The organism is Teredinibacter sp. KSP-S5-2 (genome assembly GCF_032773895.1).
Lineage (GTDB): Bacteria > Pseudomonadota > Gammaproteobacteria > Pseudomonadales > Cellvibrionaceae.
The window spans coordinates 1909973-1932490 of the sequence record NZ_CP120416.1 but is presented as its reverse complement, the minus strand read 5'-3'; the positions used below and the strand labels follow the sequence as shown (position 1 = coordinate 1932490).

Annotated in this window: 17 protein-coding genes; 10 read left to right on the top strand and 7 right to left on the bottom strand. The window is 50.1% G+C overall.

The window, feature by feature from the left end; translation table 11 throughout:
* Nucleotide 1: 1 nt before the first annotated feature.
* From P5V12_RS08720 to P5V12_RS08710, 3 genes are read right to left on the bottom strand one after another with little or no spacing between them, the layout of a single operon-like run.
* A complete protein-coding gene (locus P5V12_RS08720) occupies nucleotides 2-1234 on the bottom strand; it encodes a lipoprotein-releasing ABC transporter permease subunit (protein WP_316956968.1) in 1233 nt (410 codons plus the stop codon).
* On the bottom strand, nucleotides 1231-1911 hold the full coding sequence (lolD, locus tag P5V12_RS08715) for a lipoprotein-releasing ABC transporter ATP-binding protein LolD (protein WP_316957413.1): 681 nt from the start codon (nucleotides 1909-1911) through the stop codon (nucleotides 1231-1233). The genes P5V12_RS08720 and lolD overlap by 4 nt, the downstream gene beginning before the upstream one ends.
* Nucleotides 1912-1924: 13 nt before the next feature.
* Nucleotides 1925-3193: a lipoprotein-releasing ABC transporter permease subunit gene (locus P5V12_RS08710; RefSeq protein ID WP_316956967.1), complete on the bottom strand. Its 1269-nt coding sequence runs from the start codon at nucleotides 3191-3193 to the stop codon at nucleotides 1925-1927.
* Nucleotides 3194-3287: 94 nt separating this feature from the next.
* Between P5V12_RS08710 and P5V12_RS08705 the strand changes: the two genes are divergently transcribed.
* From P5V12_RS08705 to P5V12_RS08670, 8 genes are all read left to right on the top strand, one after another.
* Complete coding sequence (locus P5V12_RS08705; RefSeq protein ID WP_316956966.1) at nucleotides 3288-3872, top strand: PilZ domain-containing protein; 585 nt, start codon at nucleotides 3288-3290, stop codon at nucleotides 3870-3872.
* 24 nt (nucleotides 3873-3896) lie between these two features.
* Nucleotides 3897-4181, top strand: a complete 285-nt coding sequence (locus tag P5V12_RS08700; protein WP_316956965.1) for a hypothetical protein — start codon at nucleotides 3897-3899, stop codon at nucleotides 4179-4181.
* 127 nt (nucleotides 4182-4308) lie between these two features.
* The gene (mnmA, locus tag P5V12_RS08695) at nucleotides 4309-5421 is read left to right on the top strand and encodes a tRNA 2-thiouridine(34) synthase MnmA (RefSeq protein WP_316956964.1); all 1113 of its coding nucleotides are present in this window, start codon (nucleotides 4309-4311) and stop codon (nucleotides 5419-5421) included.
* A 17-nt stretch (nucleotides 5422-5438) separates the two neighbouring features.
* Entirely contained in the window at nucleotides 5439-6074 is a 636-nt protein-coding gene (gene hflD / locus P5V12_RS08690; RefSeq protein ID WP_316956963.1) for a high frequency lysogenization protein HflD, read from the top strand.
* Between the two features lie 36 nt (nucleotides 6075-6110).
* Nucleotides 6111-7490: an adenylosuccinate lyase gene (gene purB, locus P5V12_RS08685; protein ID WP_316956962.1), complete on the top strand. Its 1380-nt coding sequence runs from the start codon at nucleotides 6111-6113 to the stop codon at nucleotides 7488-7490.
* 173 nt (nucleotides 7491-7663) lie between these two features.
* A complete protein-coding gene (locus P5V12_RS08680; RefSeq protein WP_316956961.1) occupies nucleotides 7664-8176 on the top strand; it encodes a DUF2878 domain-containing protein in 513 nt (170 codons plus the stop codon).
* A gap of 4 nt (nucleotides 8177-8180) precedes the next feature.
* Nucleotides 8181-8675: a chalcone isomerase family protein gene (locus P5V12_RS08675; protein WP_316956960.1), complete on the top strand. Its 495-nt coding sequence runs from the start codon at nucleotides 8181-8183 to the stop codon at nucleotides 8673-8675.
* Nucleotides 8672-9193, top strand: coding sequence for a DUF3833 domain-containing protein (locus P5V12_RS08670; protein ID WP_316956959.1), 522 nt, complete (start codon nucleotides 8672-8674; stop codon nucleotides 9191-9193). The genes P5V12_RS08675 and P5V12_RS08670 overlap by 4 nt, the downstream gene beginning before the upstream one ends.
* Before the next feature lie 213 nt (nucleotides 9194-9406).
* Here the strand turns inward: P5V12_RS08670 and P5V12_RS08665 are convergent, their stop codons facing one another.
* Both P5V12_RS08665 and P5V12_RS08660 read right to left on the bottom strand, forming a co-directional pair.
* Nucleotides 9407-9778 (bottom strand): tetratricopeptide repeat protein, encoded by a 372-nt coding sequence (locus P5V12_RS08665; protein ID WP_316956958.1) that lies wholly within the window; start codon nucleotides 9776-9778, stop codon nucleotides 9407-9409.
* A 438-nt stretch (nucleotides 9779-10216) separates the two neighbouring features.
* Nucleotides 10217-10399 carry a hypothetical protein gene (locus P5V12_RS08660; protein ID WP_316956957.1) on the bottom strand — a complete coding sequence of 61 codons (183 nt, stop codon included), beginning with the start codon at nucleotides 10397-10399 and terminating at the stop codon, nucleotides 10217-10219.
* 474 nt (nucleotides 10400-10873) lie between these two features.
* Between P5V12_RS08660 and P5V12_RS08655 the strand changes: the two genes are divergently transcribed.
* Both P5V12_RS08655 and P5V12_RS08650 read left to right on the top strand, forming a co-directional pair.
* Nucleotides 10874-11782, top strand: a complete 909-nt coding sequence (locus P5V12_RS08655) for an integrase core domain-containing protein (RefSeq protein ID WP_316956956.1) — start codon at nucleotides 10874-10876, stop codon at nucleotides 11780-11782.
* A gap of 158 nt (nucleotides 11783-11940) precedes the next feature.
* Entirely contained in the window at nucleotides 11941-12105 is a 165-nt protein-coding gene (locus P5V12_RS08650) for a hypothetical protein (protein WP_316956955.1), read from the top strand.
* A 49-nt stretch (nucleotides 12106-12154) separates the two neighbouring features.
* On the opposite strand, the gene P5V12_RS08645 is transcribed toward P5V12_RS08650, so the two are convergent.
* Both P5V12_RS08645 and P5V12_RS08640 read right to left on the bottom strand, forming a co-directional pair.
* Nucleotides 12155-12523 (bottom strand): hypothetical protein, encoded by a 369-nt coding sequence (locus P5V12_RS08645; protein WP_316956954.1) that lies wholly within the window; start codon nucleotides 12521-12523, stop codon nucleotides 12155-12157.
* A gap of 2 nt (nucleotides 12524-12525) precedes the next feature.
* Nucleotides 12526-22347 carry a SpvB/TcaC N-terminal domain-containing protein gene (locus P5V12_RS08640; protein ID WP_316956953.1) on the bottom strand — a complete coding sequence of 3274 codons (9822 nt, stop codon included), beginning with the start codon at nucleotides 22345-22347 and terminating at the stop codon, nucleotides 12526-12528.
* Between the last annotated feature and the right edge of the window lie 171 nt (nucleotides 22348-22518).

Below are 22518 nucleotides of genomic sequence, written 5' to 3'. Positions count from 1 at the left end.
GCTATTCGTACCGTAGCGCCTCTGCCGGCTGAACCCGACTCGCCTTCCATGCAGGATAAATCGCCGCAAGAAAACTTAACGCCATCGCGGTTAAACCCACAGTAACAATATCGGAAAGTAAAATCTCAGAAGGTAAATACGTAAGCGGGTAAACATCGCTTTTCAGAAATTGAATCCCCAGTTGCAACTCCAGCCAGTGCATCAAATCCTGAGCCGTCACGGCAAGCAGCACACCAAAGCCAACGCCTAACGCCGTGCCGATAAAGCCAATAACACTGCCCAGAACCAGGAAGATTTTCACAATATCCGAAGAGCTGGCACCCATCGTGCGAAGGATAGCGATATCCCCTTTTTTCTCGATCACCACCATCACCAGGGTCGACACCACATTAAATGCCGCAATCGCCACAATCAGGCCCATCAGTAATCCAACCAGATTACGGGACATGTGGATCGCGTGATACAAGTTGCCGTGGGTTCGCGTCCAGTTGTTACCATAAAAACCAGCACCTAATTGCAGCATTTGGGAGTAAACCACGTTCGGAGCAGAGAAAATATCCTTCAGGGTTAGACGCACCCCACTGACACGCCCGGGGTACTCGGAAAGCGCCGAGGCCTGTGTTAAGGATGTGAGAGCCAAACGTGTATCCAGCTCGGTATTGGATTGTAGAAGCCCAACCACCTCAAAATACTGCAGCTTCGGTGCTGCACGCGTATTCTGCATGTTTGGAATCAGTAGCATGATCTTCTCGCCAACCACAACATCCAACTTATTTGCCAGCCCCTGTCCTAATAGAATCCGGGGGGAATCACTGTCCAAGGAATCCAGCAGCTGAGGATCGATATACTCCTCAATTAAGGAAACCTCTTTCTCCAACTGACTGTCGATTCCGTATAGCAGAACCGAGGAGGTATTGCTTTTATAGCGCGACAAACCGCTCAACTGAACAAAGGGCGCTGCCGCAGTAATGGCTTCGTCGCGCAGCACTTTTTCCCGTACAAACTGCCAATCATCAATACCACCATGTTGATATATCGCAGCCTGCGGCACCAGGCCCAGTATCTTTTCCCGCAGTTCCCGGTCAAACCCATTCATGATGGATAGCACCGCAACCAGTAAACTGACCCCGACAATCAAACCCAAGGTGGAAATAATGGACAAAAAGGACACCAGCTGGTTTTTTTTACCCGCGTTGGTGTAGCGCAAACCAATAAATAACGGGATTCCACTCATTGTTTATGCAGCTTCCCATTGCTCAATTCATAAATTGAATCCATGGATTCGGCCACACTCGAATCATGGGTAACCACAATAAAACTGGTGGAAGACTCACGGCTAAGCTCAAGCATCAGATTCTGGATCGCTTGTGCATTGCCCCGATCCAGGTTACCGGTCGGTTCATCCATCAACACACAGCTCGGGTTATTCGCTAATGAGCGGGCAATCGCCACACGCTGACGCTCGCCGCCAGAAAGCTCGGCTGGTCGATGAGTAAAACGCGATGCCAAGCCCACCTTCTCAAGTAACGCCTTGGCAGCTTGCTTCGCTTGCTGTTTACCCGCCTTGCCAATAAGCAGCGGCATTGCCACATTTTCCACAGCATCAAACTCGGGTAACAGGTGATGAAATTGATAAACAAACCCGAGATAACGATTGCGAATTACCCCCCGCTGAAACTCGGAGCTGTCCTGCAAACTCTGGCCATTGATTTCAACGCTGCCAGAATCGGCAATATCCAAACCGCCCAGCAAATTCAGCAAGGTACTTTTACCACTGCCGGACGCACCAATAATGGCAATACGTTCACCCGCATTCACCTGCAGGTTCACGCCAGTGAGCACCTCAACTTTATCCGGCCCCTGACGATAACTTTTTACTACATCCGTACAGGACAACACCCTATCCGTCATATCACTCGATCTCTTAAATGTCATACCTCAAGGCTTCGGCCGGAGGAATTTGCGCTGCACGATAAGCGGGATAAATCGTCGCCAAGACGCTCACCACAAATGCAAAAACACAAATGGTCACGGTATCCTGCCAACGCCATTCAGAAGGCAGTTGTGTCACAAAATACACCGATGGATCAAACAACTGCCAACCCAGGGTATTTTCAATCCACACAAAAATCTCAGGCAAATAAATCGCAACCGCAACACCGCAAACCGCGCCGAGTAAAATTCCCATAAGGCCCATAAAGATGCCCTGCACCATGAAAATTTTCACCACATTCAGCCGGGAAAGGCCCTGAGTTCGTAACACCGCGATATCCGAACGTTTTTCTGCAACCATCATCACCAGACTGGTCACAATATTAAACGCCGCAACGGCAATGATGACCGCCAACATAATGCCAACCACGGTTTTTTCCATTTTTACCGCTTGAAATAAATTTCCCTGAGTGTGACTCCAATCTTTGCCTGTTACGGCCACCGGTAAAGATGCTGACTCATTCAACGTATTCACCAACGCGCCCATATTTTTTGGTGCGTCATAAATATCGGCAAAACGTAATCGTAAGCCGTCAACATTGTTGCCCATACGAAATAATTTTTGCGCATCGCGAAGATGAATTAATGCCAGCGATTCATCTACCTGTGCCCCAGCCTGAAAAACACCAATGACCTCAAAGCGTTTTACTCGGGGAAAAACCCCAGCAGGCGTAACAGACACATCCGGCAAAGTGATATTCACTTTATCGCCAGTGGTCACACCCAAATATCGGGCCAATAAGCTACCTAGCACAATGCCGTATCGCGTCTGTCCCAAGTCATCAATTGAGCCAATCAACATGTGTTTATGCACATCGGACACATTGACCTCTTTGTCAGGTAATACACCCTGTATTTCGATAGCCCGAACACCGCCAGAAAAACTGACTAACCCTTGACCGGCAATATAAGGCGCATCCGCCAATACCTTGTAACGGCTTTTGTATTGTTCAAGCTCGCTGGATAAACCCTGCCAATCACTCAAGGGCACATCACTGGACAGATAACCATGGGGGATAACACGTAGGATTCGATGCTTAAGCTCACGGTCAAAACCATTCATCACCGAAAGCACAACAATTAATGCAAAAACACCCAATGCCATGGCCACAAAGGCAAACAGGCTGACAAAGGCAATATAACCTCGGTGTTTCCACAGGGTGTAACGTAAGCCGATATAGAGAGGGACGGAATTCAACATGGGGGTGGATGATGCAGGAGAACACGCCTAACGACAAGCGATAGTTTTCTGAGCTATATTTGAATTCAGAAACGCCCTAAAAACAGTATAAAAGATGAACAAGACTTCAACAGAATCAGGGTACGATAAGCGCAACTACTTTCGGGTAAGCAGCGATGTTTTTTTCGACTACAAACAAGTCGATTCTTTCACCGCGGAAAATAGCGATGCCGAGAACGAATTTGAAGATGCGGTATCGCTCAGTCTCATCAACGAATTGCGCCGTCTCGATAAAGATAATGTGCAAACCTTGCGTTTGCTCACAGAGAAAAATCGCCTTCTTGGCGATTATTTGCAAACACTCAGTAGCAAAATCGACCTGATAGCACGTCACACCTTATTTACGCAGGATCATTTCTCCGGGCAAAAAGAAAAAACCCGAATTAATATCAGTGAAGACGGTATTTCGTTTACCGCCGACAAAGCGTTATACAAAGGGAACTATCTGGTAGTGCGCATGATCTTCTTACCCAGCTATGCGCCGGTTGTAACTTTTGCTAAGGTACTTCGATGTGAATCCGCCGGGGATAAACACCATATCGCCGCATCATTCCATCGAATTGAAGAGAAAGACCGTCAGGAACTTTCGCGACAAATATTGAAAGCTCAGGTGATGCTTAAAAAGCAGTCAACAAAATAGAGTAACTTAGAACTGGACAACACTATGAAGAAGTTTTTGACCATTGGCTGTTTGGCAGCCTCAGCACTCCTGTTTACCAGCACAGGGTACGCAGAAGAAGTACGCATCCCCATCGGGCAAGTGCAAGTTGGTCCCAAGACTGGTATGACTATGGAACAAGTCGAAGCGCAATACGGCGCACCCGAGAGTAAAAATGGCCCCACTGGCGAGCCACCAATCTACTTCTGGGAATACCCGGATTTCACGGTCTATTTCGAGCAGTCCTATGTCATTCACACCGTTTCCAAGCGTTTACCGCCCAGCAAATAACCCTTCACCAAGAGTGGCAGCCGGTTTTGTATAAAAACTGGCTGTATCTCTGCAAAATCAGTACAATAGCCCGCTTTTTCCCAGGCTACACTTACCATTCGCAAAGTGGCGCAACTACTGAAATGCAATGCACCTAGATCAACGTGATCCCCAAACAACCAAAGTGATTGTCGGCATGTCCGGCGGAGTCGACTCCTCTGTCGCCGCCCTGCTTCTGCTGCAAAAAGGCTATCAAGTCGAAGGCCTGTTCATGAAGAACTGGAATGAAGACGATGGCACGGAATACTGTACCGCAGCAACAGACCTGATGGACGCCGCCGCGGTCAGCCAGAAACTCGGTATCCACCTGCACACAGCCAATTTTGCAGCGGAATACTGGGATAACGTCTTTGAATACTTTCTAAAAGAATATCGTGCGGGGCGAACCCCCAACCCGGACATCCTCTGCAACCGCGAAATCAAATTTAAAGTTTTCCTCGATTATGCCCAAAAGTTGGGGGCGGACTACATCGCCACCGGCCATTACACCCGCACCCTTAATCAAAACGGCAGAACCTATTTGCAAAAGGGCTTGGATCCGAATAAAGACCAAAGCTACTTTCTCCATGCCGTGGGCGAAGCTGAGTTTGCTCAAACCCTGTTTCCGGTTGGTGAACTGGAAAAAACCAAAGTGCGGGAAATTGCCGAGCAACATGATTTAATCACGCATAACAAAAAAGACAGCACCGGCATCTGTTTTATTGGTGAAAGGCGTTTTAAAGACTTTCTAGAAACCTACCTACCTGCGCAACCGGGACCAATAACCAACCCCGAAGGCGAAGTAATCGGTCAACATCAGGGGTTGATGTACCACACCATCGGCCAACGACAAGGTTTGGGCATCGGGGGCGTGAAAGGTGCCAAAGAAGAGCCTTGGTTCGTTGCAGAAAAAAACCTCGACACCAACACGCTTATCGCTGTTCAAGGAGATCATCCCCTACTCTACGCCCCAGCGTTAGAAGCAGAACAAATTCACTGGATCAACAACGAAACCAAGCCTGACGGTTTTCGTTGCACAGCAAAAACCCGTTACCGACAACCAGACCAACACTGCACACTTTCATATACCGACGACAACAACATTCTGGTCACGTTTGATGAACCACAGCGCGCCATCACACCAGGCCAATCCGTGGTGTTCTATGACAAGGATATCTGCCTCGGTGGTGCAGTTATTTCCCGGGCAATCAAGACCACATAATTAGCGAGTAGATTATTTTGGAAAAAAGTTGGCAAAAAAATGCAATCGCGCTCGCAGGCTTGTTACAGGCATGTAACCTGGTCGAGCAGCTGGCCAAAACCGGTTACTTAAAAACCGATGAATTTGAAGTATTGATTAAAAGTTTATTTGAACAAAACCCCGATTCCGTGGAATCTGTATACGGCGGCTTACACAATCTCGCCACTGGGTTTGAACTATTAGTTGAGCTATTGGACAACCCACGCGCCCAACAAAACGCTGACCTTTTACGTTATGTCCTCGGCATATTGCACTTACAAAAAAAGCTGTCCAAACGCACGGAAGTACTCAATATAATTGGCTCACGCCTGGATAAAGCCACCACCCAGATAGAACACTTCGGCTTTACGCACGACAACGTAATTGCCAACATCGCTGAAATTTATTCCGACACCATCAGTAAATTTCAATATCGGATTCAAGTCACGGGCGAATACGCCTACTTGCAACAAGAGCGTGTCGCCAACCAGATACGCGCATTACTGCTTGCAGCAATACGCTCTGCCACACTCTGGCGTCAATGCGGTGGCAAGCGTTGGCATTTACTGTTCTATCGCTCCCAATTGGCAGAAGTCACCAAAGATTTAGCCAAACAAAGTAAACAGCTTCATTAATTTTTATTTACGTACGATTAAACAAGAGAAAGCATTATGGAATTAAATAGTTTATCCGCCGTTTCCCCTATAGATGGCCGCTACGGTAGTAAAACTGAACCATTGCGCACAATTTTTAGCGAATACGGTCTGATTAAATACCGGGTTTTAGTTGAAATCCGCTGGCTACAATGCCTTGCCGCACACCCACAAATATCAGAAGTTCCAGAATTTTCAGCAGAAACACAAACGCTACTTAACAGTATTGTCGACAACTTCTGTGAAGCCGATGCCCAAGCGGTAAAAGACATTGAAGCCACCACCAACCACGATGTAAAAGCGGTTGAATACTTTATTAAAAACAAATTCAAAGGCAATGCAGAATTAGAAAGCATCAACGAGTTTGTTCACTTTGCCTGTACATCAGAAGACATCAACAACCTCTCTCACGCATTAATGTTAAAAGAAGGTCGTGAGGCCGCACTGCTTCCCGAAATGGAAAAAATCGTTGCCACATTGGTAAAAATGGCAGAAGATTTTGCAGATGTATCCATGCTTTCCAGAACCCACGGTCAAACAGCCTCCCCAAGCACCATTGGTAAAGAAATTGCCAACGTAGCCGCCCGCTTACAGCGTCAGGTAAAACAAATCAAAAACGTCGAATTGCTTGGCAAAATCAACGGTGCAGTAGGTAACTACAATGCACACTTGTCGGCTTACCCGGATATTGACTGGCAAGCCAACGCAGAAAAATTTGTCACCAGCCTTGGCTTAACCTGGAACCCCTACACTACCCAAATCGAGCCGCACGATTACATCGCCGAATTATTTGATGCTATCAGCCGATTCAATACCATCCTGTTGGATCTGGACCGGGACATCTGGGGTTACATCTCCATGGGTTTCTTCAAACAAAAAACCATTGCTGGCGAAGTGGGTTCATCTACCATGCCGCATAAAGTTAACCCCATCGACTTTGAAAACTCAGAAGGTAACCTGGGTATTGCCAACGCCGTGTTTAACCACCTATCGGCAAAACTTCCGGTATCCCGTTGGCAGCGCGACCTAACCGATTCAACCGTATTGCGTAATATGGGTGTGGGTTTTGGCTACAGCCTGATTGCCTACGCTGCCTCACAAAAAGGCTTGAGTAAACTGCAATTAAACGAGCAGGTCATTGCCAACGACCTGAACAATGCTTGGGAAGTGATGGCAGAACCAATCCAAACCGTGATGCGTCGCTACGGTGTGGAAGAGCCCTACGAAAAACTCAAAGCACTGACACGCGGCCAAAGCATTACTCAGGAAATCATGCAGGACTTCGTCGATACACTGGACATCCCGCAGGAAGCCAAAGATCAGTTAAAAGCGCTGACACCAGCAAGCTACATTGGTAACGCTGCGGAGCAAGCCAAAGACATAAAAAACCGAGTTTAATCCCCCTATAGCCCAGCACCAAGCTGGGCTATCTCCCCTCTCATACCACTACCTTCTTCTCGCCTACGTCACACCCATTTTCAAAAACGTATTTTTTTCTATATAGATCTTAAACAGCCAGAACCTCGTATAACCAGGCATAGCCATTAATTAAGAAGCGCGACGCCACACAAATGACGACTAAATTCTGGATAATCAACCTGATACTTTTTCAGTTAGCTTGGTTTACCTGCGCCCTGCTTACGCCCCAAGCTAAGTGGCTATTACCCGTGTATTTAATTCTTCATTTTGTTCTATCCCCACAAAAACGTATTGATACCCTGATACTGCCTATCGCTGTAGCTGGCATCAGCCTCGATTATGTCTTCATGCAAATGGGATTCATCGAATTTGGTAACCAAAGCTTTCCAATTTGGCTAGTTTTGCTTTGGGGATTATTCACTCTCACCCTCAACCATTCGTTAGCGTGGTTACAACGATTAAATACTTTATTAGTCGCACCGATTGGCGCTATTGGCGGTGCAAGCAGCTATTTAGCCGCGCTCAAATTCCAAGCGCTGACAAGCCAATTAACCACGGTAAGCTTTACACTTTTATACGGCCTAACCTGGGCACTTCTATTGCCATTGATGATCTGGCTTATCCGCCGCTTCGTATTACCGCAAAATATGACTCAACAGATATAAACCTATGTACCGATTTCTTATTCTCTTAACGGTTCTCTGTTTACCTGCCATGGCAAACCCATTAGCCAGCCTGAACAAATATGGCGAAGGCGAAATGAAAGCGTTTTTCTGGTCACTTTACAAAGCCGAGTTATACGGAACACAAGAAACCTACTCACCAAACGATAAACACCTTGCACTAAAAATTACCTATCATCGTAATATTCGTAAGCAAGCATTGATAAACGCCACAAACGAACAATGGCAGCATATTGGAATCAACCACCCACAAACAGAAGCTTGGCTAACAGATTTATCCACCATCTGGCCCGATGTAAAACCAGGCGATACGTTAATCGTAAAACGTAATACCGATGGCACCACAACCTTTTTCAATACAACCAATGTGCTGGGTTCGATTCAACATCCCGACTTTGCAGAAGCGTTTTTAAGTATCTGGTTATCAGAAAAAACATCCCGGCCCAAACTTCGACAAGCCTTACTTGGACACACACAATGAAATTCCTATGCATCCCCCTGATGGCTATGTTTATCACCGCCTGCTCATCCCCAAACATACAAGACTACACCAATACCAAACCGCCACTAAAACTGGAGGAATTCTTTAATGGCCCACTTACCGCACACGGCATAGTGCTAGACCGCTCTGGCACAGTTACACGAAGATTCAGCGCTAAACTCATTGGCACCTGGCAAGAAAACCAGGGCAAACTGGAAGAATGGTTTACCTACGACGACGGAGAAAAACAAACCCGAGTTTGGTTATTAGAAAAAACCGGCGAAAACCAATACCAAGGCACAGCAAATGATGTCGTCGGCACCGCCACCGGCCAGACCAACGGCTCCGCATTCTACTGGCGCTACCAACTTGAAATTGACTACAAAGGAAAACCACTGCAAGTCACCCTGGACGACTGGATGTTTTTAATCAACGAAAAACGGCTTATCAACAAATCGGAAATTATTAAATACGGCTTCAAAGTTGGCGAAGTGATACTAACCATTGAAAAACACTAAAAACCAATTATTCTATTCAGTGGCTATTCATATCTTGAATTCTTCTGTGTAGTTTCTAGCACCCATTAGATCCCCCTTTATTGGTCTAGGGTAATAAACTGACGTCTAGAAGACTAGAGGCTATTCAAGGCTTATATACAATACCTGTTTAGAGGATAGATGATTGGAGAGGAGTCCATCCTATCGCCAAGGACAGGATCTGCCCACAAATTTTTATATTTCTTTACTCTTTTCCTTAAATACAGCCAGCAAATCAAGGTTTTTTTCTGGTGCAGATTTTGGGTTTACCGAGTCCTTATTTTTTAACGCAATGATCAAATGCTTTTCAGCCTCATCGTACTCCCCAAGATGAATGAGAACCCAACCTAAATTATTGTGGTACAAACCATTATTTGGATTATTATCAATCATCCTGAGGTAGAGACCCTTAAAGTCAAGCAACTGTTCTCTGCCTTCATCAATTTTGGAATCTGCTATTAATGCAACTCCGTTACTCGAAGCCGAAATTGCTTTGCTAAGGGTTTGATTATTTTCACCACATGCCGCGATCAAAAACAGAATCAAAATAATAATATATTTTTTCAATTTCTTACCCCGTAAAATATATCTATAGAAAATAAAAAGTGCGCAAACTTATATAGACCTAACCTTCCCCAAAAGTATAATATCAACCATAAACCGAAACAAACATATAAAAAATACATTTTGTATTTTTGTGGAAAAGCCGCTATTGCGACTTTTCCAATTTCCATCATTAGCTTGAATTAGCAATTTACTAAGAACAAGTATCTCGACTATTGACGTTTGCCCTGCGAACTTACCTGCTGAACTGAAGTTCTTACCAAATGTTTTCTGAGCAACGTTAGCCCCATCAAGTACTCCACTCTTTGTAACATCAAGACACCCTGATGCTCATCGTAGACTAACCCGCCAACTTTCCTAATGCCTTCAACCACTTAAAGAGCCTGCACCCCAGGTGCCCCGGCATTCTAACAAGTTAAAACCCCAGAGGCACTTTTTCGCTTACATATCCATTCCCGATACCGATGGGCTCGGCTCTGGATCGTGATCCGGCTCCATAAGCAACTCCATATATGCGATAGCCTCTTCCTCAGTTGAGAACCATTTAAGTAACTTATTACCGTCGAAGACGCCCCAGAGTCTTGTGTTAAGTGGCTCCTCTAGTCTTTTAACTTGATAGCTCATGCATCACCCCTTGTTTATTTAATCAACACTCCTTTTATGCCACACCTCTACCCAGCATAAAAACGTTTTTCGTCGAGCAACGTATTAAGTTCTACTTTTCCAGTTTTCCATAGTTGATTTGCGCTTTTAACTGAGCTGCCATCCTTGACTTGAATTAGCAATTCGCCAAGGACAGGTTGATGCTTTGGCTACTACCCGAGCTCTGGATGTAGGAATCCTACACTCATAAGTTTGATCATACTTAACTAATTTAACCAAAATCAAATCACGAATAAGTAGATTTGTGCCAATATCTGTACTTACTTATGATCAGCGACTATGAAATACCCGTGCACAATAATTTGGTTTTTTCTCAAAACATTATTCAGGTTTTTTGCACCGAGAAAAACGAGATCGATTGTTGCCGAGAATATCCTACTTAGACAACAGCTCTTAATTCTTTCCCGAAAACAAAAACGTTGCCCTAATTTAAAAATGGGAGATCGTTTTATTTTTTCCCTATGTGGGGAGTTTCTTAGCCTTCAACGTATTACCAAAAATGCTGTCTTACTGAAACCTGCTACTATCCTTCGCTTTCATACAGCATTGAAAAATAAAAAGTATCAATTACTTTACAAAGCTAAACCCGGCCCTAAAGGGCCTTCTCAGGGAGTTATTGATGCAATTTTGGAATTCAAAAAGCGAAATCCGCGTTTTGGCACATCAAGAATTGCTCAACAAATTAATTTGGCGTTTGGCTTAGCGATTAATAAAGATATTGTTCGGCGCATTTTATTCAAATACCACAAACCCAATGGCGATAACACTGGCCCTTCGTGGCTAACCTTTTTAGGCCATAGCAAGGACAGCTTATGGAGTACAGATTTTTTCCGTTGTGAATCGGCAACACTAAAAAGCCACTGGGTAATGGTGGTTATGGATCAATTTACTCGCCGGATTGTGGGTTTTGCTGTTCATGCCGGTGATTTAAATGGCTTAGCCGCATGCCGTATGTTTAACCAGATACAAAGCAAACAAACGTTACCTAACTATCTCAGTTCCGATAATGATCCATTATTTCGTTTTCATCGCTGGAAAGCGAATTTACGGATACTGGACATAGAAGAAGTAAAGTCCATTCCCTGTGTACCCACATCCCACCCATTTATAGAGCGTGTGATCGGCACGGTTCGAAGAGAATTACTCGATCAGACGCTCTTCTGGAACAGCCGGGATTTACAGCGAAAGCTTGACCAGTTTAAGCATTACTACAATCAATACCGCTGCCATTCAGCCAGAATGGGAAAACCACCTGTAGATTGCTCAAAAAACACGCTCAAACTTTCCAACTACTCATGGGAAAGCCACTGTCGTGGTCTTTTTCAACTCCCATCTTTGGCTTGAAATAGGAATTCGCCAAGGACACGCTTAAATGCCATGCCTGCGGTATCCTGGCCTATTACCAGACCAAAGAAGCCAAGGCGCATATTGAGCAACGACTAAAAGCAGCTAAGAAAGAAGCCACCGAGCAAGGCGAAGAGGACGAAGCCTTAGCCCCGTTTATGCATGAAGGTGAACAAGCCATCATTTTAAAATTGCCCCAGGATGTGCAAACCACACAGCACTTTAAAATTACCCTGGAGCCGTTGCCCCTGGAAAGCGAACCGGTCAAGGCTGAAGAGACACCGCCAAACAAACAACAAAGCGGCTGGTTTTTTTGGGATTAGGGGGTAGATATAAAAAAGCCCTGGGGGTTTAGGCCAGGGCTTTGGTTGTTTAGTTTTCTAATTTTAATGAAATATTTTCCTTAAGAAGCTTATCCTGAAACTCCTTTAATGAAAGCCCAACAGACAACACACCAGTACCTTTTTCAAAAATAAAATAACCATATGGTTGAAGCTTTAGACCTTCGGGCAATGTAATAGCTGGAACAGGAGCCTCAGTTCGTCCGATGATATACAAAGAGTCATCTTTTGCAGAAACAACATTTGGCATGACAAGCTCTCGACCATCAGGAGTGGCAATAGAATGAGCATCACCATAGACCCTGATAATCTCATATCCTCCTTGAAGCTTAATTTCTTCTCTCTCTTCACACCCAGAAAGAAAAAAAATGAAAGCACATAAAATTAGTACCCTACTCATTATTAGTAACTCCGATCCACTGTCCAACTATGATTAATTTGGTACGGCTGAGAAAACGGAAGGTCTTGATTACCTCTCCATTGGTCATTGATATCAAGTGCATCAACAAACATATCACTTGTTGAAAAGTTAAACGTACAATTACCAGATGAACAGCTAGCACTCATATTTAGCCACCCATCCCCTAAAGAAAACAGAGCGGGCTTTCCTGTAAAATCTTTTGCTCCATCATTAGTGACATTCCTTAAAACTCGATCACTTGCTTTCAAGTTGTAAATAGGGCCATTCAACACTCCTTCCATGAATTTCTCTGTCGCATTTTTAACTGATTCAGAATTCTCAAAATCATCACCCAATCCAACATCAGATAAATTAACAGCCTTTCCTCCGCCAAAAAGGTAATGTTTCAAAAAGTCTTTTGTTGTCCAATCTCCCTTGTTCTGTCCCTCATGTGACGGCCCTCTAACCGCCGCTACCTGAGCATTAGACAGTGCACTTTTCGGTATGCTCGTGTTCACACCCGTTACAACAACTTCTTCCTCAACAGGAGTACCCTCATTGTTAGCATTTACTTTACCATCTGCAAGTTTTTTATCACGCTGCTCTTGCGAACCCACATCTTGGGTTGGAGTTGTCCCTGTAGGTGTCTCCTTCTTATCTGCATTGTTTTGCTGCTCCCCTCCATTGTTATTATTTGAGTTAGCATTATCTGACTTCTTGTACTCATTCATTTTGGAGAAAGGCGTACTGGCATTGCCGTGCCCATCAAACACATAGGTCGTGCAGTTCACTCCACAACCCTTATCCGCCTTTTCATTTGCCTTATCCTCAACCCCCTTGCTCACATACCCCGTCGGATCTACCCCAGCAAGCGGATTATTCATGATGTAGCTGTAGGGGTTGATGCTTTGTGAGTTACCCGGGCTCTGGATGTAGGGATCCACACTCAGGAACCGGCCCAGGTTGTAGTCGTATACCCGGCCGTTCATGTGGATGTATTGCACCGCATCCAGGTGTTCGTGGTCGGTGAAGCCCCGTGGAGTTTTGGCGCTGTCCAGGTCGTCCAGTATGGGTTCCATGGGCACGCCCGCGATCCAGTGCTCTTCTTTTAAGGTGCCATCGGGCTTGCGCGGTTTGCCGAAGGGGTCGTAGTCCCGTCGGGCAACAATGTTGCCCGCTTCATCGGTGAAGGTGCGCGCGCTGCCTAACCGGTCGCGGTGTTGGTAGCGTATGGAGGGGGTACCGTCTTCTTCGCCCACCACGGCCACGCTGCCGATGTAGGCCCGCCAGCTTTGTTTTAATCCGATACTGGTTTGTTCGGTCACTTCTTCATAGAGTTTGCCGATGTAGCGTGTGGTGGTGGTGTCACCGTTGTCGCTTTTCACCTGCCGGTAGCGCATTTGGCTGGGGCCGTAATCGAAGGTCAGTAATGCGCCGTCTTTGTTGATTTGCGTGGGTTTGTCCATGGCGTTGTAGATCGCCTGGGTTAAGCCATCGCCAGTGAGCATGTTGCCCCGGGCATCGTAGCTGAAGCTTTCCCACTGGTAGCTGGTGGTGCCGTTTGCCTGTTTGAGGATTTTTTCAATCCGCTTGACCGCATTGGGTCCACCGCTGGTGCCGGTGGTGTAGTCGTAGTTGCGGGCGTAGTCAGATTTACTCAGCAGGTTGCCGCTGGCGTTGTAGCTGTAGGTGATGCTGGCCCCGATAAAGTCGTTGTACCCGCTTTGGGTTAAACGATGCAGTTTGTCGTAGACATAGTATTCACTGTAGGCGTCCGCGCCGTTTTGCACGGTTTCCAGTTCGATGTTGCCGTAGCCATCGTACTGTTGGTAGTAGATGCTGAGTAAGGCGGTGGTGCCCCGGGTAGCGCCCAGGCTGAGCACCTGGCCGTTTACATCGCTGTACTGGGCGGTTTCACTGACCCCGTTGCCCAGCATGGCGCCGGTGATGTTGCCCCATTGGTCCATGCTGTTGATGGTCTGGTAGGCGTAGCCATTGGCGGCGTTTTTCAGCTGCGTGAGGTAGCCCAGGTCGTTGTATTGGTATTCCAGGGTCAGGTTGTTGGGGTAGCGCAGCCCTTTGAGGCGACCGTAGTTGGCGTCGTATAACTGGGTCACGCTGTGGCTGTCGCCGCCGAGGGTTTCGGTGGTGGTCAGCGGTTGGCCCAGGCTGTTGAAGCTGGTGGTACGGGTTAAGCTGCCGTTGGATTCCTGGTACATCTGCCCGTAGCCGTAGGCCACGTTGTCGTACAGGTAGGTGCTGTCGGCTTCGCCGGTGGCACGTCTGAGGGTCACCCGCCCCAGGGTATCCAGGTAGTAGCTGACGGTTTTGTTGTTGGCCCGGGTTTCCTGTTGCACTTCACCAAAGCCGTTGTAGACAAAGTCGGTGATGCCCTGGTTGGGGTCGTTGACCTGGGTTTTGCGGCCCAGGCCATCGTAGTGGGCAACAATCGAGTTATTTTCCACGTCGGTGATGACCGCCGGGCTGCCCAGAGTGTTGTAGGCGTAGCGGGTTATGCCGTCGAGGGCATCCACGGTTTTCACCAGCTGTTGCTGGCTGTTGTAGGTGCGACTCATGCTCAGGCTGTGGTCGTTGCCCCCGCCGCTGCAAGCGTCGGTCAGGCTGATGTGGGTGGTGTAGTCCACGGTGGTGTATTGGGTGGTGACCAGGCCGTCGACACCATCACTGCCACAGGATTGGGATTTGATTTTGCCGGTCAGTCGACCCACGGGGTCGTAGCCGGTGTACCACACACCATTGGCGCCCAGATCGTCCGCTCCGGTTAAGGGTGTGGTGCCGGGCACGGATTCAAAGGCCAGTTTGCCCCGACTGGTGTAGGTGTTGTCGACATAGAGCCAGCCGCCATCAAAGCCCTGGGTGGCGGTGCGCAGGGTGCGGCCCAGGCGATCCTGGTAGCTTTTTACGGTGGGGCTGCCCGCCTGGGTGACAGTCACCTGGGTCACCGCCAGGCCAGGCGCATTGGCATCCGGTGTGGTGTAACGGGTGTATTGGGTGGCGCTACCCAGTGCCCGGGTTTCCAGCGGTCGACCAAACGGATCGTAGTCGGTTTCTGCGGTCAGGCTGGTGGTGGCATCCAATTGGCGAGTAACCGAGGTGGCCACGCCCAGAGCCGGATCGATGACGCTGCTGACGCTGTGTCCCAGGTCGTTGCTGACTGTTTGCGGGAAGTAGCCATCGGTGGTGTAGCTGGTACTGACCTGGCGGGTTTGTGCCACCCATTGGTTGCTGCTATTGAGCACGCTGGCGGTGGTTTTGACCCACTCAGGCAGGCCGTAGGCGTTAAATTGGGTTTGCGCCTGGCTGCTGCGGGCAGCGTCGCTGCTGCTGATGGCCACGCCGGTGGCGACCCGCATACGGCTGTTGTTGTAGCTCAGGATGGTGGTGATGATCACCGCGTTATCCAGCCCGGTTTTGTCGCCGCTGTAGAGTTCCAGGGCGTCGTCCAGCAGGTTGCGGCCGGTGATGGCCTGTTTGGTCACCACCGATTGGGTGGCCTTGTTCAGCCACCAGGCGGTTTCCTGCCCTGCACCGCTGGCGTAAGTGGTCACGGTGTTGGTCACCTGGGTGCCCCAGTCGTCCGCCTGGGTCTGGCTGGTCGTGGTCGGGTTGCCCCATTCATCGATGGCACTGACTTCGACCCGGTTGCGGCTGAGTTCACCGCCCAGTGTACAGCTGGTGGGCCCACTGCAGTTCAGGGCATTGCGGATGCCGCCGGATTGATGGGCATAGGTGCTGACTATCTGGCTGACACCCAGGCCGGTCATGGCACTTTGGTGGGCGGCGTTCAGCTGATAGCAGCTTTCGCTGAAGCTGAGCGCGTCGGCAGCCTTGGCTGGGCGCGTGTCGGTGTCCAGGCCACAGGTGCCGGTGTTATCGCCAAACAGGTTGTAGCTGTTGTAGCCCTGGTAGGTGCTGGCCAGGAAGCTGGCCTGGTATTGCACGGCACTGACATAGGGGTATATCTGGTGGAAGTCGGTGTGGTTGACCACACTGACGTCGACGCCGTTTTCCAGGGTTTCGGTGTGACGGATGATGCTGCGGAAGCCGGTAAAGCCCCGCCCCTGGAAGTTGTACATGGCACCACGGTAACCGTAGTGCACGGCATTCATACCGCCCAGCCCATTGGATTGCCGGAGGGTTTTAACCACGTACATGCTGGAGCCGAAGTGGAAGTAGCCTTCCGCCGGGTCAACGTAGGCGTTCGCCGGTTGATACATCGGCTGGGCACTGCTGCCATTGGCCGCAAAGATGGAGGCGTCGCCGGTGGAGAGCGGGCGATAGTCCCATTCGCTGGTCAGGCCATAGGGGTTGTCCACACCCTGGATGACATCGACCGGCTGGTAGTCGCCCCCATTGGTGCCGGTGCCCGCACCGTAGTTACGGGTAATGTAGATGCCGTAGTTGTTGCCAAACAACGCGCTCCCTTCGGCGGTCATGGTACCCATTGAGTTGTCACTGAGTGCCGCGCGCGGGCCATAGGCAAACACCATATCCAGGTTGCCATCGCCAAAGGCGTCGATCATGGCCACTTCCGAAGCGGAACCGATCAGGTCGGTATTCTCTTCACGCAGGCTGTATGTGCCATCGGCTTGTGGGTCAAAGTACAGGGCTTTATAGCGGTAAATGGAGTCATCGTTGTGATACACGCTGATCGGGCTTTGCGGGTATTCGTTACTGTCGGTGGTGGAGTAAGCACCATAGAGTTCATCGCCACACAGGTTCACCCAGCCGGACTGATTTATCTTAATGTGATGGTCAAAGACCTGAGAACATCCCTCAATCAAACGTTCACCGGGGTATAGCAGTTCGGGCCGGCCATCGCCATTGATGTCCGCCACCTGCATGGCTTCACCGTATTTGGCGGTCACCATGTTATACAGCACACCCGGGCCAACGTATTGCGAGGCATAGCGTATGGGGAAGTACGGGTTTTCGGATAAGACCTGTTCAGGACCAAAGCTGCCGCCCTGGTTGAGACGCAACACCAGTTTAGTACCCTGGGACCACTGCAGGATATCCGGCAGACCATCACCATTGACATCGATAAAGCGATGGAAGAACAGTACGCTGATACTGGAGGCGGGCATGGTTTCGCCCATCAGGGTGGTGACCATTTGCCCCGCCGATGCAGCACCACCATAGGCCTGTCCTTGATCGACAAAATTCAGCCCATTGGGAGTACTGAAGTTCATCAAAAATCGCTTGGGCAAGGGTTCCGGGAAGCTTTTGAGTACGCCGTCATAGGGCCCTGCAGTCATGGAGACCACAAAGTCCATCAAGCCATTGCCGTCAATATCTCCCACAGGCGAGGTGCTTTCGGTGGGGTTGACCGGCCAGTCCGGGTTCGGTGTCAGGCCGCCAATTACATTCGAGGTAGAGGCGTGGGTGTACAGGGTCTGCCGGGCATTGTTGTCATAGAACGGCGCGGTAGCTGAGCGGTTATGCAGGATCACCTGTAAGTACACCGTGCCTTTGGGGCTGGCATTAAAAGTATTGCGCTCCACTTTGTGCAGCATAATGTCCGGGTAACCGTCGCCATTCACATCCGAGGTGCCCAGGAAGTTGTCGTGACGGCCAATGGCGACCCGACGGGTTTCCTGATCCGCAACCAGATTGCCCTGGGCATCAAACTGACGCACATAGGTTTCCATCCGGATACCGGTGTTGACGTAGTTGCCCAGGCCATCGCTGGAGTAATCCACGTACCAGTAGAAGTCCTGTATTTTATGCGGGTCGCTGGTGCCATCGCGGTCGACATCCACATCAATGCACTGGAACTTCGAGGTGGCTGCGCCATACATACAACTGTCCGCTGCCGCCACGGTGTTGGCACCGCGACTGCGCTGCTCCGCATCCACGTAATGGCCCGGGAAGTCGCGGGTACCGTCGCCATTAAAGTCGCCGTACGGCAAGGCCGCATCGACCCGCAAGACGTCGGTATAGGGCGTTTGGCCCCCAACTTTCAGGGTTTCCGGTGGCGCAATATGGCGATTGTCGAGCCAGTTGAAGGTGGTTTCGGGTAAGCAAGCCAAGGCCCCCGCTTCCCAGCCGCACTGCTGGATACCGCGGATTAATGGCCGCTGGCTGGCGGCACTGTCCTGGTAGCGCAGCGCGTAGTGCTGGACTTTATCCAGGCCCACCTGGGTATCAATCGAGGCCAGTTTTTGTGTGGTTTCTGATTGACCACCGGCCAGGTAGTGCACCCGTTTTTGCGTATTCGGCAGGGCCGTATAGTTGAAGATGACCTGGCGGTCGCCGGGCAGGAACTCGCCCTCCCCGGTGTATTGAATGGCACTGAGTAACACTTCACCCGCACCAAACGTCTGGTATTGGTAGTGAATAAAGTTGTTGGCATTCGTCGGAATGCTGCCAGTGTGTGCCTCACCGCTGGTATTGCCCACCGCATCATGCTGGAAGCTGATCAGCCAGCTGATCGGTGTGCTAACCCCCTGGTGTACCACCTGACTTTGACTGGTTCGACCAAAATAGGCCACGGAGCCGTCTTTGTACTCGGCACTGAACCAGGTGGTGCTGTCGTCCAGTGACCCGCCATGCTGAGTCACCCGTACAAACTGGTCCACTTCGGTGCGGTACACCGCGCCCATATAACCATAGCCACCGGAGACGGCCACCAAACGTGAACCATTCAGGCACAGGCGGTCTTTGCCCAGATCGTATTGCACACTGTGGGTGAAACCATCCTGCGCATAGGTGGCGCCACAGCGGGCAATCGCCGAGCCCGCAGACAGGCTCCAGCCCACGCCCAATAAGCCATTGCCACCTTTGGCGCTGTAGCTCAAAGACACATTCGGTTGTACCCCGTTACGCCCTGGCGGAATCGCCACCGGGACACTGTAGGTGGCCGTGCCACCACTGACGCCGGCCTGGCCGGCAGTGGCGCCAATGTAGTTCGCCGGTAACGCCGGCGCGCTGTTGATCAAGCTCACATCCGCCACATTGCCTGTGTAGGTTTCGGCATAGTTGGGTGACGGCAATACCACGCTCACCTCTGCGGAGGTGGCCCAGGTATCGGCACAATGCACGCTGTTACAGGAACGGATTTGATAGGTATAGGTGCCACTGCCCACCTCATCGGTGATCGCGGTATTGGCCCCCATGGTCGCCACCAGGGCACCTTCGGTTTGCCCAACCCGATAGCGGCGCAACTCATAGGATTCCACCGTCCCCGAGGCCGCACTCCAGGTCAGATTGATCTGCCCATTGGTGCTGGTGGTGGTCGGCACCGTGATGCTCGACACCGCACCCGGCTTGCGTTTTACCGCCGTGGTGCCGGTCTGTTGTAACCAACTGCTGTTACAGCCCGTGGTGTTACAGGCGCGAACCCGGAACGCATAGGTGCCATCGGCCAGGGCCGGATTCGGGGTGTAGCTCGTGCCGGTGACCGTAACTCCGGCCCCCCAGCTGCCACCGCTTTGCGTGCTGACCTGGTAAGAGTCCACCAGACCGCTGGCCCCTGACCAACTGACCGGCACGGCACCATCACCGTGTTCCGCCGGCGCCACAAGGCTGGTAGGATTGCCGGGGAGTTCTTTCACCGACACATTGCTGGAGGTACGCCACGCTGAATAATCCGTGGTGTTCCAGGCTCGAACCCGGTACAGATAGTTGCCTTCCGGCCGGCTGGGTTCGTTATAGCTCAGGTCTAAACCGTCATTGTTTAACGGAATATTGCTCCAGCTGCTGCCGCCATTGCTGCTGCGTTCCAGGTAATATTTTTGCGGTTCCGTCGAAGCGTCCGACGCCAACCAACTGACCACATAACTGCCGTCTGTATAACTCGGCACGGTAATCTGTGCCGGTGCCACCGGTGTCGGGCGCACATGCACCTCTATCGACGCGGTACCAGTGCCGCCCACATAACACATGCTAACGGGGTAATCCCGGCAGTATTCCAGCTCCACTTTGTACGCCCAGATGCCATTGGCTTTATTGCTAAAGCTTTTGGTGAGGGTTTGGGGGCTGGGGATGTAATCGTAATTAGCAATTTGTTGATAAGTGCCATTACCTAGCTTTTCATACAACTTGTATTTGTATTCCGGTGAAGCCTGCCAGGATAACTGGTAACTGCCGGTATAGCTGCTGCCAGCCAGAGTCATACTGACCGACGTCATCGGGTGATCCACTGCCACCAGCCCAGAGGTGCGGTAGCTGCTGCAACCGCTGACATTACAGGCCTGAGCCCGGTAGGCATAGTTGCCATCGGCCAGGCTGGTTTCGTCATAGCTGCGTGCCGACCCAGTGTAGGCCAACTCCCAACTGCCCCCATTGTACTGGCGGTAGAGTCGGTAGCTGTCGATGATACCGCTGCCGGCACCCCAGTTGATGTTAAAGGCGCCGTCATCATCTGAGGCGGGCACACTGATGGAGGCCGGTAGTCCAGGTATATGGGTCACCGTCACCGCCGAAGAGGCGCGCCAACCGGAACAACCATTGCGGTTACACGCCTGCACTTGATAGTAATAGGTGCCGTTAGCCAAGCCCGTTTGACTGTAGCTTATGGGGTTGCCGCTGATCAGGTTGCCAGACCAGCTGCCACTGCTGCCGCTTTTTCGCTGTAATTGATAGGTTTCTGCGGTACCCGTACCCGCCACCCAGCTGACCGTAAACGCCCCATCGGCGTCCGCACTGGGCACCGATAGGCTGGCCGGCATGCCCGACGGCCGCATCACCACCACGGTCGACGAAGTCACCCAAGCACTGCACCCGCTGCTATTACACGCGCGCAACTGGTAGCTATAGGAACCGTCCGCCAGGTTGATTTCTGAAAAGCTCACCCCGTTTGGACAATTGGTGGTGCCGGAACATAACTCCGCAGACCAGCTGCCACCATTCAGGCGTCGCTGTAACTCTATGGATTCCACTATGCCGGAACCCAACGCCCAACTCACGGTGTAATAACCATCCGCATCGTTGCTGCTCAGCGCATTAAATCCGGGAGCACCCGGTGGGAGTTTGACCACCACATTATTCGAGTACGTCGGTGCACTGCAGCTCAAGCTGTTACAGGCCTTCACCCGATAACGATACGTACCATCCCCCACATTTTGGGCTTTGGCGCGTGTACTGGTGCTGCCGGAGTGAATTTGTGACCAACTGCCCCCATTAACTTGACGCTCCAGAACATAGGAACTGTATGAACCAGAAGCCGTGCCCCAGGTAACCGTAAACTCTCCTGTCGTGCTGGATGAAACAACGGTAATATTGGCAGGCTGGCCTGGTGTCCGAATGACATCAATGCTACTGGAGTCTCTCCAGCTGGAGCAGCCTCCCGCATTACACGCTTGTACCCGATAGTAATAGGTACCGTTGGTTAAGCCCGATTCACTGTATGAGGTGCTTGAATTGGATTGGAGATAGGTTGAAGGCCAACTGCTGGAAGACGTTCGCCGTTGCACATAGTATTTTGTTGCCCCGGAAACCGCTCCCCAGCTCACAGAAAAGGCACCGTCCGTATCCGTCGAGGGTAACGATATGCTGCCCACAGTGCCAAGCAGTGCCACCGTCACCGACACCTCATTCGACCAGTTGGTGTAACACTGGTTTACCGGGTAAGTAATACAGTAGGTGCTTTTCAGTTTGTAATACCAGACCCCGTTGGTTTTACCCGTGTAGGTATAGGAGGTCATCGGGGTTACATTCCCCCCGGAGTTCCAGGCACCCGAACCGTATTTTTCATAGAGCCAATAGGTGTAACCACTGCTTTTGCTCCAGGACAACGTATAAGTCCCCGTTGAGCTGGTGGTCGTGCTCACACTCAACGCCTGAACCGCCGAGGCAAACATCCATAACGTTAACCCCGCTAACCCCAAAGCCACACCCCGACGACTTCCTTGAAAACAACGCCACGCTCTATAAATCACGTTCATTTTATTTCCTATTTTTATTTTGACTTTACCATATGCACTACCGCAGTTTTTTCTTCGCGATTCAACTCAACCTGCTGAGGTAACACT

Excerpts from the sequence above, each read along its gene's own strand:
- P5V12_RS08720 (WP_316956968.1), bottom strand. The coding sequence starts at position 1,234 with ATGAGTGGAATCCCGTTATTTATTGGTTTGCGCTACACCAACGCGGGT.
- lolD (WP_316957413.1), bottom strand. The coding sequence starts at position 1,911 with ATGACGGATAGGGTGTTGTCCTGTACGGATGTAGTAAAAAGTTATCGT.
- P5V12_RS08710 (WP_316956967.1), bottom strand. The coding sequence starts at position 3,193 with ATGTTGAATTCCGTCCCTCTCTATATCGGCTTACGTTACACCCTGTGG.
- P5V12_RS08705 (WP_316956966.1), top strand. The coding sequence starts at position 3,288 with ATGAACAAGACTTCAACAGAATCAGGGTACGATAAGCGCAACTACTTT.
- P5V12_RS08700 (WP_316956965.1), top strand. The coding sequence starts at position 3,897 with ATGAAGAAGTTTTTGACCATTGGCTGTTTGGCAGCCTCAGCACTCCTG.
- mnmA (WP_316956964.1), top strand. The coding sequence starts at position 4,309 with ATGCACCTAGATCAACGTGATCCCCAAACAACCAAAGTGATTGTCGGC.
- purB (WP_316956962.1), top strand. The coding sequence starts at position 6,111 with ATGGAATTAAATAGTTTATCCGCCGTTTCCCCTATAGATGGCCGCTAC.
- P5V12_RS08680 (WP_316956961.1), top strand. The coding sequence starts at position 7,664 with ATGACGACTAAATTCTGGATAATCAACCTGATACTTTTTCAGTTAGCT.
- P5V12_RS08675 (WP_316956960.1), top strand. The coding sequence starts at position 8,181 with ATGTACCGATTTCTTATTCTCTTAACGGTTCTCTGTTTACCTGCCATG.
- P5V12_RS08670 (WP_316956959.1), top strand. The coding sequence starts at position 8,672 with ATGAAATTCCTATGCATCCCCCTGATGGCTATGTTTATCACCGCCTGC.
- P5V12_RS08660 (WP_316956957.1), bottom strand. The coding sequence starts at position 10,399 with ATGAGCTATCAAGTTAAAAGACTAGAGGAGCCACTTAACACAAGACTC.
- P5V12_RS08655 (WP_316956956.1), top strand. The coding sequence starts at position 10,874 with ATGGGAGATCGTTTTATTTTTTCCCTATGTGGGGAGTTTCTTAGCCTT.
- P5V12_RS08650 (WP_316956955.1), top strand. The coding sequence starts at position 11,941 with ATGCATGAAGGTGAACAAGCCATCATTTTAAAATTGCCCCAGGATGTG.
- P5V12_RS08645 (WP_316956954.1), bottom strand. The coding sequence starts at position 12,523 with ATGAGTAGGGTACTAATTTTATGTGCTTTCATTTTTTTTCTTTCTGGG.
- P5V12_RS08640 (WP_316956953.1), bottom strand. The coding sequence starts at position 22,347 with ATGTTTGCCTCGGCGGTTCAGGCGTTGAGTGTGAGCACGACCACCAGC.